Origin of the sequence: Pseudactinotalea sp. Z1748 (genome assembly GCF_049725185.1) — a bacterium.
GTDB lineage: Bacteria > Actinomycetota > Actinomycetes > Actinomycetales > Beutenbergiaceae > CALKWS01.
Map to the genome: position 1 here is coordinate 259,707 of NZ_JBMPQB010000006.1, position 14,432 is coordinate 274,138.

13 protein-coding genes are annotated in these 14,432 nt (G+C 65.2%); 3 read left to right on the forward strand and 10 right to left on the reverse strand.

The features are described 5' to 3' along the window. Nucleotides 1-334: 334 nt before the first annotated feature. From ACO0LU_RS14580 to ACO0LU_RS14625, 10 genes are all read right to left on the reverse strand, one after another. A complete protein-coding gene (locus ACO0LU_RS14580; protein WP_424792071.1) occupies nucleotides 335-1,333 on the reverse strand; it encodes a Gfo/Idh/MocA family protein in 999 nt (332 codons plus the stop codon). Further along, nucleotides 1,330-2,085 (reverse strand): MBL fold metallo-hydrolase, encoded by a 756-nt coding sequence (locus tag ACO0LU_RS14585; protein ID WP_424792072.1) that lies wholly within the window; start codon nucleotides 2,083-2,085, stop codon nucleotides 1,330-1,332. Before ACO0LU_RS14585 ends, ACO0LU_RS14580 begins: the two co-directional genes overlap by 4 nt. Nucleotides 2,086-2,089: 4 nt before the next feature. Continuing rightward, a complete protein-coding gene (locus ACO0LU_RS14590) occupies nucleotides 2,090-3,304 on the reverse strand; it encodes a hypothetical protein (protein WP_424792074.1) in 1,215 nt (404 codons plus the stop codon). Continuing rightward, the gene (locus tag ACO0LU_RS14595; protein ID WP_424792075.1) at nucleotides 3,294-4,097 is read right to left on the reverse strand and encodes a creatininase family protein; all 804 of its coding nucleotides are present in this window, start codon (nucleotides 4,095-4,097) and stop codon (nucleotides 3,294-3,296) included. Before ACO0LU_RS14595 ends, ACO0LU_RS14590 begins: the two co-directional genes overlap by 11 nt. 46 nt (nucleotides 4,098-4,143) lie before the next feature. Then, nucleotides 4,144-4,971 (reverse strand): carbohydrate ABC transporter permease, encoded by an 828-nt coding sequence (locus tag ACO0LU_RS14600; protein ID WP_424792077.1) that lies wholly within the window; start codon nucleotides 4,969-4,971, stop codon nucleotides 4,144-4,146. Beyond that, nucleotides 4,968-5,930 (reverse strand): carbohydrate ABC transporter permease, encoded by a 963-nt coding sequence (locus ACO0LU_RS14605; protein WP_424792078.1) that lies wholly within the window; start codon nucleotides 5,928-5,930, stop codon nucleotides 4,968-4,970. The genes ACO0LU_RS14600 and ACO0LU_RS14605 overlap by 4 nt, the downstream gene beginning before the upstream one ends. Then, entirely contained in the window at nucleotides 5,927-7,249 is a 1,323-nt protein-coding gene (locus tag ACO0LU_RS14610) for an extracellular solute-binding protein (RefSeq protein ID WP_424792079.1), read from the reverse strand. The genes ACO0LU_RS14605 and ACO0LU_RS14610 overlap by 4 nt, the downstream gene beginning before the upstream one ends. Nucleotides 7,250-7,469: 220 nt before the next feature. Continuing rightward, nucleotides 7,470-8,792 (reverse strand): aspartate aminotransferase family protein, encoded by a 1,323-nt coding sequence (locus ACO0LU_RS14615; RefSeq protein ID WP_424792080.1) that lies wholly within the window; start codon nucleotides 8,790-8,792, stop codon nucleotides 7,470-7,472. 147 nt (nucleotides 8,793-8,939) lie between these two features. Then, complete coding sequence (locus ACO0LU_RS14620) at nucleotides 8,940-10,358, reverse strand: M81 family metallopeptidase (protein WP_424792081.1); 1,419 nt, start codon at nucleotides 10,356-10,358, stop codon at nucleotides 8,940-8,942. 97 nt (nucleotides 10,359-10,455) lie between these two features. Continuing rightward, a complete protein-coding gene (locus ACO0LU_RS14625) occupies nucleotides 10,456-11,208 on the reverse strand; it encodes an IclR family transcriptional regulator (protein ID WP_424792082.1) in 753 nt (250 codons plus the stop codon). 262 nt (nucleotides 11,209-11,470) lie between these two features. Between ACO0LU_RS14625 and ACO0LU_RS14630 the strand changes: the two genes are divergently transcribed. From ACO0LU_RS14630 to ACO0LU_RS14640, 3 genes are all read left to right on the forward strand, one after another. Further along, entirely contained in the window at nucleotides 11,471-11,845 is a 375-nt protein-coding gene (locus ACO0LU_RS14630) for a RidA family protein (RefSeq protein ID WP_424792083.1), read from the forward strand. A gap of 117 nt (nucleotides 11,846-11,962) precedes the next feature. Next, the gene (locus ACO0LU_RS14635; protein ID WP_424792084.1) at nucleotides 11,963-13,465 is read left to right on the forward strand and encodes a M81 family metallopeptidase; all 1,503 of its coding nucleotides are present in this window, start codon (nucleotides 11,963-11,965) and stop codon (nucleotides 13,463-13,465) included. Between the two features lie 99 nt (nucleotides 13,466-13,564). Beyond that, on the forward strand, nucleotides 13,565-14,425 hold the full coding sequence (locus ACO0LU_RS14640) for a fumarylacetoacetate hydrolase family protein (RefSeq protein ID WP_424792085.1): 861 nt from the start codon (nucleotides 13,565-13,567) through the stop codon (nucleotides 14,423-14,425). The last annotated feature ends 7 nt before the right edge of the window (nucleotides 14,426-14,432 follow it).

Here is a 14,432-nt window from a genome sequence, read left to right on the forward strand (position 1 = left end):
CAGGCCCGATCACCGCCACACCTGCACGCATACACAGATGACTACGGCGGCACAGTACCGGCGCATGGCGGCACTCGGTGCCTGCGCCGATGTCTTCGCAAACCACATCTGGGCCTATGGAGATCAGCACCTGGACATCACGGTCGGGCCCGACGGGGCGCGACGGAACAACGCAGCAGCGACCTGCGCCACGGGGTACCGGTCGAGATCGAGGATATCCACGTCCACGGAACGGTGGTGGGTGGCATCTTCCGTCCGAGCACCAGCTCGGTGCCGTAGGCCGGTTGAGGGCTTCCGCGCCGGGCACGGTGGGATACCGCCTGGCGCGAACCGGTTAGTCGAGGACGACCGGCTCTTCCCTGGCGATCGATTCGCGGATGGCATGCACCACACGCTCGGTCTGACGGGCATCGGCCAGGGTCATCACCGGGGTACATCCAGTGTGCACGCAGTCCAAGAAGTGGCTGACGCTGGCACGCAGGTCACCACCGACACCGTCGCGGCCGGTCGGCCAGTGCATCAGGTCAGGTAACTCCAGTCCGGCTTTACCCACGTAGGACAGGCCCTGGTTGGCGCCCTCCACAGCGGCTGACCCTCCGGTTCCCACGATCCGGAACCCCGCATCGAGCGGGGCCGGAACCCCAGTAGGAAGTACCCAACTGGTGTCCAGGGACCCAATCGCGCCGTTGGCGAACTGGAACGTCGCCAGGACTGCGTCCTCATGTCCCCACTGGGCCGATGCCCCAGCGACCGCCTCGGCATACACCCGGCGGATCGGGGAGCCGACCACCCAGGACATGGCGTCGACATCGTGGATGGCAGTGGAGATCAGCAGATTCGTCCACTCCCCCAGCGCCTGAGCCCCGGCGGCGGTGCCACGACGGTGCGCTGACACCGTACGGACGGTCCCCAGACGCCCTCGGTGCACGGCGTCGCGCACGGAGAGGAACCTGGGGTCGGAGCGCAGGATGAAGTTGACCATCACCACACCGGGCGCCGGGTCGAGTCCAGCGATGAGTTCGTCGGTCCGGGCCAGGGTCGGGGCGATGGGCTTTTCCAGGAGCAGGTGGCAACCTGCTCTGGCAGCCAACACAGCGGGCTCCAACCGCACTCCTTCAGGGACCGCCACACTGACGACGTCCGGGGCAGATCTCTCCAGGAGTTCCTCGGTGGAGTCGAAGGCGACCGTACCCATCTCGGACGCCACCTGCTGTGCGCGGTCAACATCGGCGTCGACCACTCCGACCAGGTCAGTGCGCGGATCGCGTGCGTAGATTGCCGCGTGCAGGGATCCGATCCGACCGGTCCCGATCACCGCCGCCCGAAGGGTCATACAGACTCCTCCGGACGGAAGGCCCGGTCATGCCCCGGGAAGACCATCGTGGGCCGCAAGTCGTGCAGCACTTGCAAACTGCGGGCCATCTGCTCACGCTGCTCGCCGGTGTACCAGTGGCCCAATCGCCGGGTCTCGAACTCCTTGCGGGTCATTGCGGCATCACCGGTAGCGAGGTAGCGCTCACTGCCAGTGTCCACCAGGACACTGACCGACCCCGGCGTGTGCCCCGGGGTAGATACCACGGACACGCCTGGGCACAAGTCCAACTGCTCCCCGGTGGGCACCTCGCGGACAGTCAATCCCTCGATGATCGCCTGCGTCTTGGCCGGCCCGTACACCTCCCGGGCGAAGTCGACCTCCCCGGCACCTACCACCAACTCGGCGCCGGTGAAGACCGAGGCGCCGGCAATATGGTCGTGGTGGGAGTGCGTCGCCACGACAATGTCGACGTCCTGAACGTCTACACCGTAGTTCTTCAGCGCCCCGGGCAGGATCCCGTAACTGGAGGTGTGGTGGTTGCCGGGATCGACCACGATCGTCTTCTCCCCGCGGATCAGCAGGGTGGTCGCCACCGGCAGGAAGCCTAGGTTGGAGTCGAAGACCGTGTCCTGCTCAGGATCGATACCGAATCGCTTCTCCATCTGATCGAGTTGCGCATCGGCCCCCACCGCGAAGTGGTAGGAGATCTCATTGCCGATGAGACTGAATCGTACGACCACCGGTTGAATGGCCACGTCCACGTTGATCATTGGGTCAATTCCTCACCTTGAAGTCTGCGGCTTGCCCGCTAATCCAGTCGAAAGCCTGGGTGCCCAGGAAGCCATAGTTGTAGAACGACACCCCATCGACCCGCCCCTGCAGCGGTGCGAGAGTCCGCTGCAGGCTCTCCGGTCCACTGACCTGGGGCAGGATCGCCCGAATCGCCGGGTGGATCTGTACGCCGTCGGGTACGAGGTCCAGGTAGTCGTTGATTGATGCTTCATTCGCCGCTGGGTCAGCCAGATAGAAGGTGGGGTGTACCTCATCAGCAATCTGGGCAATCTGGGCGACGTCCTGTCCACTTTGCCACGTGGTGCCGTCGATGGGTGTCCCATATATCGGGCCGAAGTCCAGCACTCCGATGCGCGCGTCACTCACCGCCCGGATCGCCGCGACTACTGCCGCCAGCAGCGACTGCACCGCCTTGTTGCGCATCTGCCAGTAGCGGCCCAACTGGCCCCCGAACCCGGCACGGAACTTATCCCAGTCGAACGGTTCGGCCGTGTCGAAGGCGTGCTCCATCGCCGTGTTGACCTGTTCTCGCACCCACTGCTGCAATCCGGAGACGTCCACACCGTCCCTCTCGCCGGCTTCGGTGCACCAGCGGCAGAAGCACAATGTGGCCAGCAAACCTGTCCGTGGAGCGATTGGCACCCCGATTACTTCGTGGTGGTACCCGTGGGCGAAGGGCATGTACTCGAAGGACTCCAGCAGGATCCGATCGGCACCGGTGGCCTGAGCGGCGTTGGACACCGTGCGGGTCACCAATTCCGACACCTGGGGGTTGGCGGCGCACAGGTCGGTCATGAGCAGATCACCGAATGCGTTGCGTACCGCCGCCTCGGGGTGGGTGGAGCCCACATGCGTGTTGTGCAATCCCAGGCACCACGAACTCAATGACTGGCCGCGAGCGTTGGTTTCCTCCCGCAGTTGCGGCCAGAACCCCTCGGGCAGGTCACTCCAGACCGGCGGCTGAATCGCGGCCGTGTCATACCAACCGGCGTCCGGCTGGAAGTACAGAGCGCCAGGCTGGGGGAAGTAAACCTTACGCCGCGGGTTGTGCGGCAGGATGAACCGCCCGGAGTGGTAAACGGACGCAACTTTAACGTCGCCGATTCCAGCATCGGCCATCCGTTGCAAGGCAGCGGCCGGGCCTTCGTCCTTGAGGTCCCATGGATAGGCCCACATGGAAACATTCTCAGCGGGCATCGTCCCTCCCGATGATCGTTTGCGGGTCTTGCCAGTCCCAATTCTTGAAATCGGACAGGAAATCGACCACCCCCTGGGTGATCGCGGTGAGCAGATCCTCCCCCCGTTCGGCGGTGGCCAGTTCAGGGTGCCCCAGGGTGCCATCTGTGGTGATCTCGGTGAAGTCCCAGGGGGTGGCGACCGCTCCGGCGCCCAGCAGGTCGTTGCCCAGATAGGGGTTGCTGACCACGTGCGGGGTGTTGGTCGCCTTCTCAGCATGCACCTGCTCACCGTGGGCGGCGAGCATCAGAGACGTTTCCATCTCACAGGCGTGGTTGATTCCGCCCAGCGGGGATTGCCGCCAGGTGGCGATTTTCTCGGTCGCGAAGTTCCAGTAACTTGCCACCGCGATCCGCACCTGCGACTCGAACCGCAACGACTGTGCAGCCGCGCCGAGCATGTTGGCGTTTCCACCGTGACCGTTGAGGAAGAGAATTCGTCGAATCCCGTGGTGCCACAATGATTCGGCAACGTCGCGAATAACCGCCATCAGCGTGTTGGTACGCAGGCTGACGGTACCGGCGAACTGCATGTGATGGGGGGAGAAGCCAGTCCAGATCGGCGGGGTGACCAGCACCCCCTCGACCTGCTCGGCGGCGCGGGTGGCCACGGTGTGGGCCATGATGAAGTCGGTGCCCAACGGCAGGTGCGGGCCGTGTTGCTCGGTGGCTCCGATCGGGACGACGACGACGCCCCCTGCGGCACCGAGTTCGCGGGCTTCGGTCGTGGTCAACTGATGGTATTCAACACTCATTTGTGGCCTCCTTGGGTCGAGAGCGTCGGGCGTTGACGGTGCGGGGTCAGCGGTGGGCTCCAGTGAGTACTTCGACAATGCGGCGCTGGAACACCGCGGTGACCAGAACCACAGGCAGTGCAGTGACCACGGCAGCGGCGGCCAACTGCCCGATCTGGATGTCGAAGGAGGATCGGAACAAACTCAGCGACACCGTGATGATGTCCAGTTGGGAGGTGAACAGCAGCGGCGTGGTGAATTCCACCCAGGACAGGATGAACCCCAGGATGAGGACGGCGAAGATGCCTGGGCGCATCAGCGGTGTGTATATCCGAATCAGGATTTGGACCGTGCTCGCCCCGTCCAGGCGGGCCGCCTCCTCCACCTCCATCGGTACCGAGCGCACGAAGGTGCCCAGGATGAAGATCATGATCGGCAGAACGAACGCCGCGTAGGGGATGATCAGGCCGATCCGGGAGTCGAACAAGCCCAGGTTCACCCACATGATGTACAGCGGGATGATGAACAGCAACGTGGGGAACACGTACACCGCCGCCAGGGCGCCCATAATGAGCCGTCCACCCGGAACCCGGGTGCGGAACAAGGCATAAGCGGCGGGTCCGGCCAGGGCGGCGCCCAGGAACGCTGCCGTCAGTGCCACGAACATGCTGTTGGCAATCGCTGGGATCAGCGACACAACGTGGCCCGGGGCAAACAGGGCCGTGTAATGGGAGAAATCCAGATCGGTAGGCAGCAGATTCAACTGCGGGGAGCGGATCACTGATTCGGGCTGGATGCTGGTGAGGATCACCCCGTACAGGGGGAAGCCCATGAGCACCACGATAATGACAGCGGCTACATAGAGGCCGACTTGCTTACGCCGTCGTGTTCTCATGATTCCCCCCTCGAGGCAGAGAGCATCTTGCGGACCAGGGCGAGCAGACCGATGACCAGCACCGTCACCAACGTCAGCAGCCAGGCAATGGCTGCGGCATTGCCGAAGCGGAAGGTCTCGAATCCTTCCTCGTACACCATGTAGTTCAGAGTGGTGGTGGCACCGCCCGGACCGCCGCGGGTCAGCACGAAGATGACATCGAAGGTCTTCATCGCCCACACGAACAAGAAGATCATCACCGGCAGCACCGTCGGCATCAATTGGGGCATAGTGATGTGACGCAGCCGCTGCCAGGCACCGGCGCCGTCCACCTGGGATGCCTCCAGGGTGCTGGTGGGGATGGTCTGCAGGCCGGCGAGCAGGAACAGGGTGGCGAACGGGATCCAGCGCCAGGACTCGGCGACCACCAGCGCGTGCAACGCCAGGGTGGGATCGCCCAGCCAGATGGTGTCCGCCGGCAAGCCAACCGCGCCCATGATCTTGTTGATGAATCCGAATTCGGGTTGGAACATCTGCCCCCACAGCACGCCGCCGACCACCGGTGGCACAGCCCAGGGCAGCAGCACCACGAGCCGGACGAAGGTGCGTCCCCAGAACCTCTCGTTGAGCACCAAGGCGATGGCGAGCGAAGGCACCAGGGTGACCACCACGACGAGTAGCCCGAAGTACAGGGTGCGCACCAGGGTCGGCACGAACGCTGCCGAGCCGATCACGCGGGCGAAGTTGTCGAAGCCGACGAAGGATTCGATCGTGTAGGTGGCGATGTCGATGCTGGAGACCGCGTAGACCAGCGTCGTGATCATGGGGTACAGGTACACCCCGCCCACGATGAGTAGGGCGGGGAAAACCAGGGCCAGTCCGGTCCAACGCTGACGGCGCTGGGCCGAACCGGCGGAGACCGCCGGTTCGGCCCGGCCAGGGGGGACGGCCGGCACTCGGGGGGTAGCGGTCTGGGTCAAGAGCGTTCGCTCACAATCTGCGCGGCAGCGTCGTCCAGAGCCGCCTCGATGCCAGTGCTGTTGGTCAGCACGGCGTGGATCTGGTCTGCCAGGATGCCCCTCCACATGGCTGAGTCCGGGCTGAATCCGTAGTCCACCGGGTACTCATAGGACTGCACCACCGCTTCGTTGACCGGGTACTGCTCGAGTACCTCGGGGTCCAGGTTCGCCTCGGTGGAGGCGGTGGCCCAACCGGCCATGGCGATTTCCTTCTGCACCTCCGGACTGAGAACGTGCTCCAGGAAGCGTTCAGCCTCGCCCTGATTCTCGGCGAACGTGGGGATGGCCAGGAACTCTGAACCATCAACCGAGGCGCTGGTGTCCACCGCAGGTTTGGGGGCGTACCCGTTGGCGCCGGCGATCTCCGACTCCTCGGGGTCGTTGGCCACACCGGCCATGAACGGGTAGGTGAAGAACAAGCCGCGGGATCCGTTCAGGAATGCCGGGGAGGCGTCGAAGACCCAGGTGTAGGTCGTCGCCGCCGGGTCGACCACCTGGTGCGTGTGCAACAGGTCGTACAACTTCTCCGTTGCGGCCCGGCCGGCGTCGGAGTTGAAGGCAGGCTGCCCATCCTCATCGAACCACTGGCCGCCGTGCATCTGCAGCAGCGACCCCCAGGTGTTCAGGACCGCGGTGTCAGCCCAGGCATCGGTGAACCCGTAGGTCTGCTGACCGTCGATGGTGGTGGTGAGTTCCTTGGCGTACTCCACGAAGGTGTCCCAGGAGTTCTGTTGGGAGTGCCACTGGGCGGGGGCCTCCGGGTCCAGGCCGACCTGCTCCAGCAAGGTCTTGTTCCAGTGCATGATCGGAGCGCCCACGTTCCACGGTACGGCCAGGTACTGCCCGCCATCCTCGGCTGCGGTCATGGTCCGGACCATGAAGTCCTCACTCTGCGTGAAGGGCTCCAGGACTCCGGAGATGTCGGTGAGCCACTGCCGGTCGGCCATCTCCTGGACCACCTCGGCGCTCAGGAAGACCGCGTCCCACTGCGAGCGACGCGCCATGAAGGCGTTCGTCAGCACGTTGCGCAGGTCCGGTGTGGTCACGTGCTCGACGGCCAGGTCGATGTCGAAGGCGTCGGCGTGGTTATCGGCCGCCTCCTCGATCGGTCCCATGTGTGAGCCGAGCAGGAGGCTCAGGGCTCCGGTGAGTTCGGCGGTCTCTTCCGGCGAACTCGAATCACGGCCGCAGGCGGCCAGCAGACCGAGCAGGGCGACGCTACTCGAGCCTTGCAGGAACCTGCGCCGGTTGACCGAACGGGGGGTGCGTGCGTTGTCCATGTCGTTTCTCCAAGTGCCGGATCAAGGCTTTCCACGCCTCTGTGAAATGTGTGGAGTTGCCGTGTCGTGGTGACTGCGGCCGGACCGGGCGGCCCGGCCGCACTGCGAACAAGTATCCCGCGTCGTTCTGCATATTGGAACGCCTGATTCACCTAACGATACGGAGGAAGTTGGCGGGGTGTCAACGACCACTGCAACGGCGGTGCCTGCGAGCAACGCTTCAGCGTTGGATCACCGGCGGCGGTCCCTCGGCCAGGGTTGCGGCGAGGGATTCATCGAAGACCGTTACTGTCTGGGCGATGTCATCGTCGGTGTGCGCGGTGGAGATGTACCAACGACCCCCGGGAAGTGCGAAGACGCCGCGCCGAAGCATTTGGACCAGCAACCGGTTGTAGAACTCTTGGTCCGCGCCCAGGAAGTCCTCGAACGTCGCGGACTGCTCCACCCCGATGATGCACTGGGCAACTGGCCCCACCTGGTGCACGGTGCCGACCACACCGTGCGCTGCCAGGGATGCACCGAGCCCCTCGCCCAGCGCCAGGCCGTGCCGCTCGAACGTTTCGTACACACCCGGCTCGTTCAACGCCTGCAAGGTCGCCTTGGCAGCGGCGAGGACGACCGGGTTCCCGTTGTAGGTACCGGCGTGCACGATCCCGCTGGTGGTGCGCTCCAGAATGTCGGCTTTACCCGCGATCGCCGCAAGTGGGAAGCCTCCGGCAACCGCTTTGGCGAGAGTGACCAGGTCGGGCTGCACCCCGTAGCGTTCAGCGGCACCACCGCGACCCATCCGGAAGCCCGTGATGACCTCGTCGAACACCAGCACCGTGCCGGTCTCATCGCACAGCCGCCGCAGTTCGGCCAAGAACCCCTCCGGCGGGGCAAGCACGCCGGAGTTGCACAGCACCGGTTCGCAGAACACCGCGGCGTAGTCGCGACTGCGCAGCAGTTCGGCGACCGCGCCCAGATCACCCCACGGGGAGACGGCAACGTCGTCGAGCGCTTGGACCGGCTGGCCCAGGCTGCCTCGGCCCAGGTCGGCGTCCGGGCCGGTCCGGTAACCGATCAGCATGGCGTCGGTCCACCCGTGGTAATGGCCGCCGAACTTGACGAACCGGTGCCGGCCGGTCGTGCCCCTGGCCAGCCGCAACGCGATCTGGGCGGCTTCGGAACCGGTATTGCTCCACAGCACTCGCTCGGCACCCGGAACGCGGTCGATGATCATCTCGGCGGCTTCGGCTTCCAGCAGGTGGCCGGCGCCGTAGGTGGCCCCGTGCGGCAACTGGGCCGCGACGGCCTCCGTAAGCCCGGGGTGGCCGTGACCCAGGATGACCGGGCCCCATCCGAGCACGTAGTCCAAGTAGGAGTTGCCGTCCAGGTCGGTCAGCCGGGAACCCTGGCCACCTTCGAAGAACAGCGGGTGCGGCGGCATCGCCGCCCGCAATCCGGTCGACACTCCCCCCGGCAGGGAGGCCTTGGTCCGTTCCCATGCCGCTTCGGACGCGGGCCAGGACGAGATGAGACTGGACCCGGCGGTCTCGGCCACGGTGCCTGTATTAGCCAATGCGATGTCGCTTTCTGTTCGACGAACTCCGGCGTTCTGGTTACCGGAACAGGGATTTCAGTACCTGAACTGTAGAGAGTGCACAGCGAATCGGTCAATACGCTTCGGCGAACATGGGATATCGCTGGGTCACAGACCCACGGGCTGCGTGGTCCGAGGCAGATCGTGCACGTCCACCGGGGTGATGCCCGGGCCAGCGACCTCGATCACGTCGCCGGCGATATCGCCCAGGGCGCCGCGCCAGGCGATCGCACCCTTGACCACGATTAACCTCGCCGCCGCAGGGTCGATACCCTGACTGGTGAACTGCTCGGCATGGAACGCCGGCGTGCGATCAGCCATCACCATGATCCGAATGCCCTGCACGTCGATGACGGCAGTGGTGCCCATGGAGAATTGCCGCCCGGTCATCCACGGACCACTCGAACGATAGCGCCCGTCGCTCACCCGCAGGATCCGTCCACGGATCGGAACCGGTGGACCGTGACGGTCATCGGTCTTGCCGCCCACCAGGGTTTCGATCTGCGCACCCTCGCCGAGTTCCTCAGCCAGCCGGGCAACCTGCGGGTCCACCAGCGGGACCACCGCCCCGGTGGCCCCGGCGCGCAGGAGTTCGCTCAGCAGCGCGGTGCCGTCGCCGGCGGAGCCGCCGCCCACGTTATCGGCGACGTCGACCAGGATGACCGGGGGCTTGGTGGACCCCAGCGCGCGACGCACAGCGGTTGCCGGACCCTCGCGGGCGACGACGAAGTTGGCGGCGTTACCCTCGATGTCAGCGATGGTCTGCTGCAGCACATCGGCAGCGGCGGTCTCGTGCGCGTCGTCATGGATCGCGAGCACGCTCATGCCGGCCCGTGAGACGTCGGAATAGGCGAATCCACCCACGACGCACACTCGGTGCAAGCCGGCCTGGTTTGCTCGCTGGTTCGCGCGCTGTTGCAAGGCACGCATCGGGTCCTGGTCAGTGGCCTGGGCAATGGGGGCAACCAGCAGCGGCACCTTGCGAATCGCCGTCCGCAGGCCCGTGCCCTCCAGCACTGTCGACAGCAACTGGCCGGCTTCCACCCCACGCTCGCGCATGTCCACATGCGGGTATGTGTCGTAACTGACCAGAGCATCCACTGCACCGATCAACTCCGGTGAGGGATTCGCGTGCAAGTCCAGCACCCCGGCGATCGGCACCTCACCGACGACGTCCCGCACGGCCTGCACCGCGCTGACTTCGGCGTCGTCGTAACCCTCGGCCACCATGGCACCGTGCAGGTTGAGCAGCACCCCGTCCAATGCGCCCGCGCGGGAGAGTTCGGAGTGAGCGCGATCGAAAAGTTCAGCCATCGTTGCCGAGTCAATGGGACCTGAGGGCCAGGCGCCTGCGGAGAACACCGGCACCAGGTCGAACTGGGTAGCGTCCAAAAAGCCGCCGATCACCGAGCCTACGCCCGCGTTCTGTTCGGCCAGTACGCTGCCGCTGGCGAGTTCGAAGTCGCGGAATTGCTCAATGGTTGTGGGAGCGGCGGAGTAGGTGTTGGTCTCATGCCAGAATCCCACGATCCCGATCCTGCGTCTGCGGACACTGTGCACGTCTACCTCCGGTACTGGGACGAAGTGGGATCGGGCGGGGCTGTGCACCCCGGCCGGTGAGTGGTCAGTTTGCGACCTTCCGGGCGATTGCCTTCGCTGCGCGCTGTAGGTCCCGTGCGACGACCTCCACCTGGTCCGGGGCGAGCCGGTCCACCGGGGCGCTAACACTGATCGCGGCGGGGAATGAGATATCTGGGATGACCACGGCGACGCATCGACCGGCTACCTGGTTCTCCTCGTCGTCCACTGCCCAACCCTGCTCGCGGACTCGCTCAAGTTCGCGCAGATAGTCCGCCGGCGTGGTGATGGTGGCGGACGTGTACCCGGGCATGCCACTGACCTTCAGCATCGAGCGCACGCGGTCGTCGGGCAACTGTGAACACATGGCCTTGCCCAAAGCGGTGGCGTGGACCAGGCCTCGCTCCCCAACCCGTGCGGCCAGCCGCATCATATGCGGTGATTCCGCCACGACGGTATGGACCACCTTGAAGCCATCGAGTACCCCGAGGTTGGTTGTCTCCCCCAATCGATCGCGTAGGTTCCCGAGTACCGCGGTCGCGGTCTCGCTGAGATGTTCCACCCCTCGGGTGTCCTGGGAGCGGAAGGCCAGGCCGAGCCGGTAGGCAGCCCCGTCAGAGGTACGTTCCACGTAGTGGCGCGCTTCAAGGGCGGTCAGATACCGGAACGCCGAACTCTTCGGCAACTCGGTTGCTGCAGCGACCGCGGGCAGTGAGACGGGTTCGGACGCATTGGCGAGCGTGTCCAAGATGTCACACACACGGTCCACGGCGCGGATCGGGTAGGCGTTGTGTGGCACGTCTGTGGCTTCCGTAGGCTGCGTTGCCTTCGCCGTCATTTCTCATTCCCCTTCATCGATACGCGGGATGGAGCGCCTTCGGCCAGCGTCCACCAAGATGTCGTTGTGATCGAATCTACGCCCAACAGGCTGATGCTGGATGCACCAGTCGACGTTCCGCCACATGAACAACTTAGTCTAGTGAGTGAACTGAGCACTACGATGAACCCCGACTGCCGCCGACGATCTTGTCCCGGTGGCGCCTTACTCGAAGGAGACAGCCATGCCCCGCACAGCCATCACCGGCGACATCCCGGTCAGCCACCTGCCCTTCTCCCCGGCAATCCGTGCAGGCGACTTCATCTTCGTCTCCGGCCAGGCCTCCGTCGATGACACCGGCGCCTACGTCGAGGACCACTTCGCCGGGGAGATGGACCGGTCGATGTCCAATGTCAAGCGCATCCTGGCCGCGGCCGGCGCCTCCATGGACGATGTGGTGCAGGTGCGCGCCTACTTGGGCGACATCTCCTACCGCGACGAATACAACGCGCAGTACGGCCAGTACTTCACCGCCCCCCTGCCCGCCCGGACCACCACCTCCGGCGGCATCAGTTCCCTCAAATTCGAGATCGACGTCGTCGCCTACCTCCCTTCCTGATCCGCTGACCATGCCGCTCGATCGGTTGACCGCGACCGGCGCCTCTCAGTAGGTTGCCAACAGATTCATCTACTGAATTACTCATTTCAAACAGAGAAACCCGATGGAGGGTGGCAGATGCGGATCGCAACGCTGGGAATCAGTCACGAGGCCAATACTTTCTCCTCAGTGCCGGCCAGCCTGGAGCAGTGGGAGAGTTCCGGGATCCTGCACGGAGACCAGATCCGGGAGCAGTACGCCACTGCCGAGGCCACCATCAGCGGATTTCTCGCTCTGGCCCAGCACGATCAGCGGATTCAGGTAGAGCCTTTGCTCTTCTCCAAGATCACCCCGATGGGGATCATCCCGGCCGACACCTTCGAACATCTCGTCGGCAGGATGGTGACACTGCTGCGTGAGGACGGACCGTGGGACGGGGTACTGCTCGCGCTGCACGGTGCTGCAGTCTCCGAGGAGTACCCGGACGCCGATGGGGAGATCCTGCGACGGGTCCGCGAGGCAGTCGGACCTGACGTAACCGTCGGGGTGACCCTGGATATGCATGCCAATATCTCAGCGCGGATGGTCGCAGCAGCCGATGTCATGACCGTGTACCAGACCAACCCGCACGTCGACGCCCGCGATCAAGCGCTTCGGGCCGCACGGATCGTTCGGGACACCATCGCCGGTCATCGACGCCCGCGCATGGCTTTGCAGATGGTGCCGATCGCTATCAATATTCTGCGCCAGGGCACCGATGACTTCCCGGTCCGGGACCTGCTGACCGCTGCCCGCGAAGCCGAGGACAGGCCCGGAGTGCTGTCGGTGAGTCTGGTGGAAGGTTACCCGTATGCCGATGTCGCCGAGATGGGCATGAGCGTGGTAGTGATCACCGACGACGAGGACGAGTTGGCCGCTGTGGTCGCGGCAGACCTCGCCGAACGCACCTGGCGGATGCGTGAACACACCCACGGGCTCGGCGTAGGCATCGAGGATGCACTGCAGCAAGCCGCCCGGGCCGACTCCGGTCCAGTGGTACTGCTGGACACCGGGGACAACGTTGGTGCGGGTAGTCCAGCGGACTCCACCCATCTGCTCGCAGCTGCCCAGCGACTGGGCGTCACCGGGGTATTCTGCTCGCTGAGCGATCCCGAGGCGGTGGCGGCCGCGGTGCAGGCCGGCCCGGGTGCCCAGGTGGAACTACACGTGGGTGGCAAGACCGATGCGAGGCACGGAGAACCGGTCCGGATCGAGGGACAGGTTCGCGTCATCACCGACGGTCAGTGGGAGGACAGCGGACCCACGCACGGTGGATTCCGGTTCTTCAACACGGGAACCAGCGTCCTGGTGCACACCACCGACGGCCACGATGTCCTGCTCACTTCTCGCCCCGTGGGCAACGTGAGCGCCCAGCAGTTGCGCGCCGTCGGACTGGATCCGACGACGCAGCCGATCATCATCGCCAAGGGTGTGAACTCCCCGCGAGCGACCTTCGAACCGTTCGCGGCGCAGATGATCTACGTGGCCACTCCCGGGGTGACCAGTGCGGATCTAAACACCTTCGCCTACTCACGGATCCGCCCGGTGTTTCCCTTCGAGGCCGACCTCGACTGGTCCGCGGCCCCCGACTCCAGTGCCTGAACCAACGTCTCCGGCCCTACCTGGGCGCTCACGACCGCCGGGTCCTGCCCCGACGGCGGCCCGCACCCCACCCCCACGAACAACCAAGGAGCAACTTCTGTGAAACTGATGCGCCTGGGCCCTCTCGGCCAAGAGCGGCCCGTCGTCCGCCTCGATGAGTCCACCTACGTGGACGTGTCGGATACGGCCGGCGACTTCGACGAGGAGTTCTTCGCTCGCGGCGCCCTGGAGGATCTGCGCCAGGTGGTCGATGAGCATCGCGCGGCCGGCCAGACCCACACCTTCACCGACGAGCGCATCGGCGCCCCCATCGCCCGCCCGCACCAGATCCTGTGCGTGGGCCTGAACTACGCCGACCATGCCGCGGAAACCGGTCAGCCCGTCCCCGAAGAGCCGATCCTGTTCACCAAGTCCCCCAATACCCTCATCGGCCCCAATGACGAGGTGCGCATCCCGCGCGGGGCCAGCGAGGTGGACTGGGAGGTCGAACTGGGCATCGTGATCGGCAAGCGCACCAGTTACCTGGACTCCCCCGAGCAGGCACGCGAGGCGATCGCGGGCTTCGTCCTGGTCAATGACGTCTCCGAGCGGGAGTTCCAGACCCGCCGCGGCGGGCAGTGGCTGAAGGGCAAGTCCGCGGAAACCTTCAACCCCGCCGGTCCGTGGTTGGCGACCCCGGAGGAGATCGACGACGTGGACAACCTGGGCATGTGGCTGGACGTCAACGGTACCCGCCGCCAGGACGGGTCCACCGCCACGATGGTCTTCGATGTCGACACGATCGTGCACTACATCAGTCAGTTCCTGGTCCTCGAACCCGGGGACCTAATCAACACCGGAACCCCGCCCGGGGTGGGCATGGGCTACCACCCGCAGATCTTCCTGCAGGCCGGTGACACCATGGAGTTGGGCATCGATCACCTGGGCACCCAGCGCCAGACCGTGCTCGCACCCCGCTGAACGCGAA

Excerpts from the sequence above, each read along its gene's own strand:
- ACO0LU_RS14580 (WP_424792071.1), bottom strand. The coding sequence starts at position 1,333 with ATGACCCTTCGGGCGGCGGTGATCGGGACCGGTCGGATCGGATCCCTG.
- ACO0LU_RS14585 (WP_424792072.1), bottom strand. The coding sequence starts at position 2,085 with ATGATCAACGTGGACGTGGCCATTCAACCGGTGGTCGTACGATTCAGT.
- ACO0LU_RS14590 (WP_424792074.1), bottom strand. The coding sequence starts at position 3,304 with ATGCCCGCTGAGAATGTTTCCATGTGGGCCTATCCATGGGACCTCAAG.
- ACO0LU_RS14595 (WP_424792075.1), bottom strand. The coding sequence starts at position 4,097 with ATGAGTGTTGAATACCATCAGTTGACCACGACCGAAGCCCGCGAACTC.
- ACO0LU_RS14600 (WP_424792077.1), bottom strand. The coding sequence starts at position 4,971 with ATGAGAACACGACGGCGTAAGCAAGTCGGCCTCTATGTAGCCGCTGTC.
- ACO0LU_RS14610 (WP_424792079.1), bottom strand. The coding sequence starts at position 7,249 with ATGGACAACGCACGCACCCCCCGTTCGGTCAACCGGCGCAGGTTCCTG.
- ACO0LU_RS14630 (WP_424792083.1), top strand. The coding sequence starts at position 11,471 with ATGCCCCGCACAGCCATCACCGGCGACATCCCGGTCAGCCACCTGCCC.
- ACO0LU_RS14635 (WP_424792084.1), top strand. The coding sequence starts at position 11,963 with ATGCGGATCGCAACGCTGGGAATCAGTCACGAGGCCAATACTTTCTCC.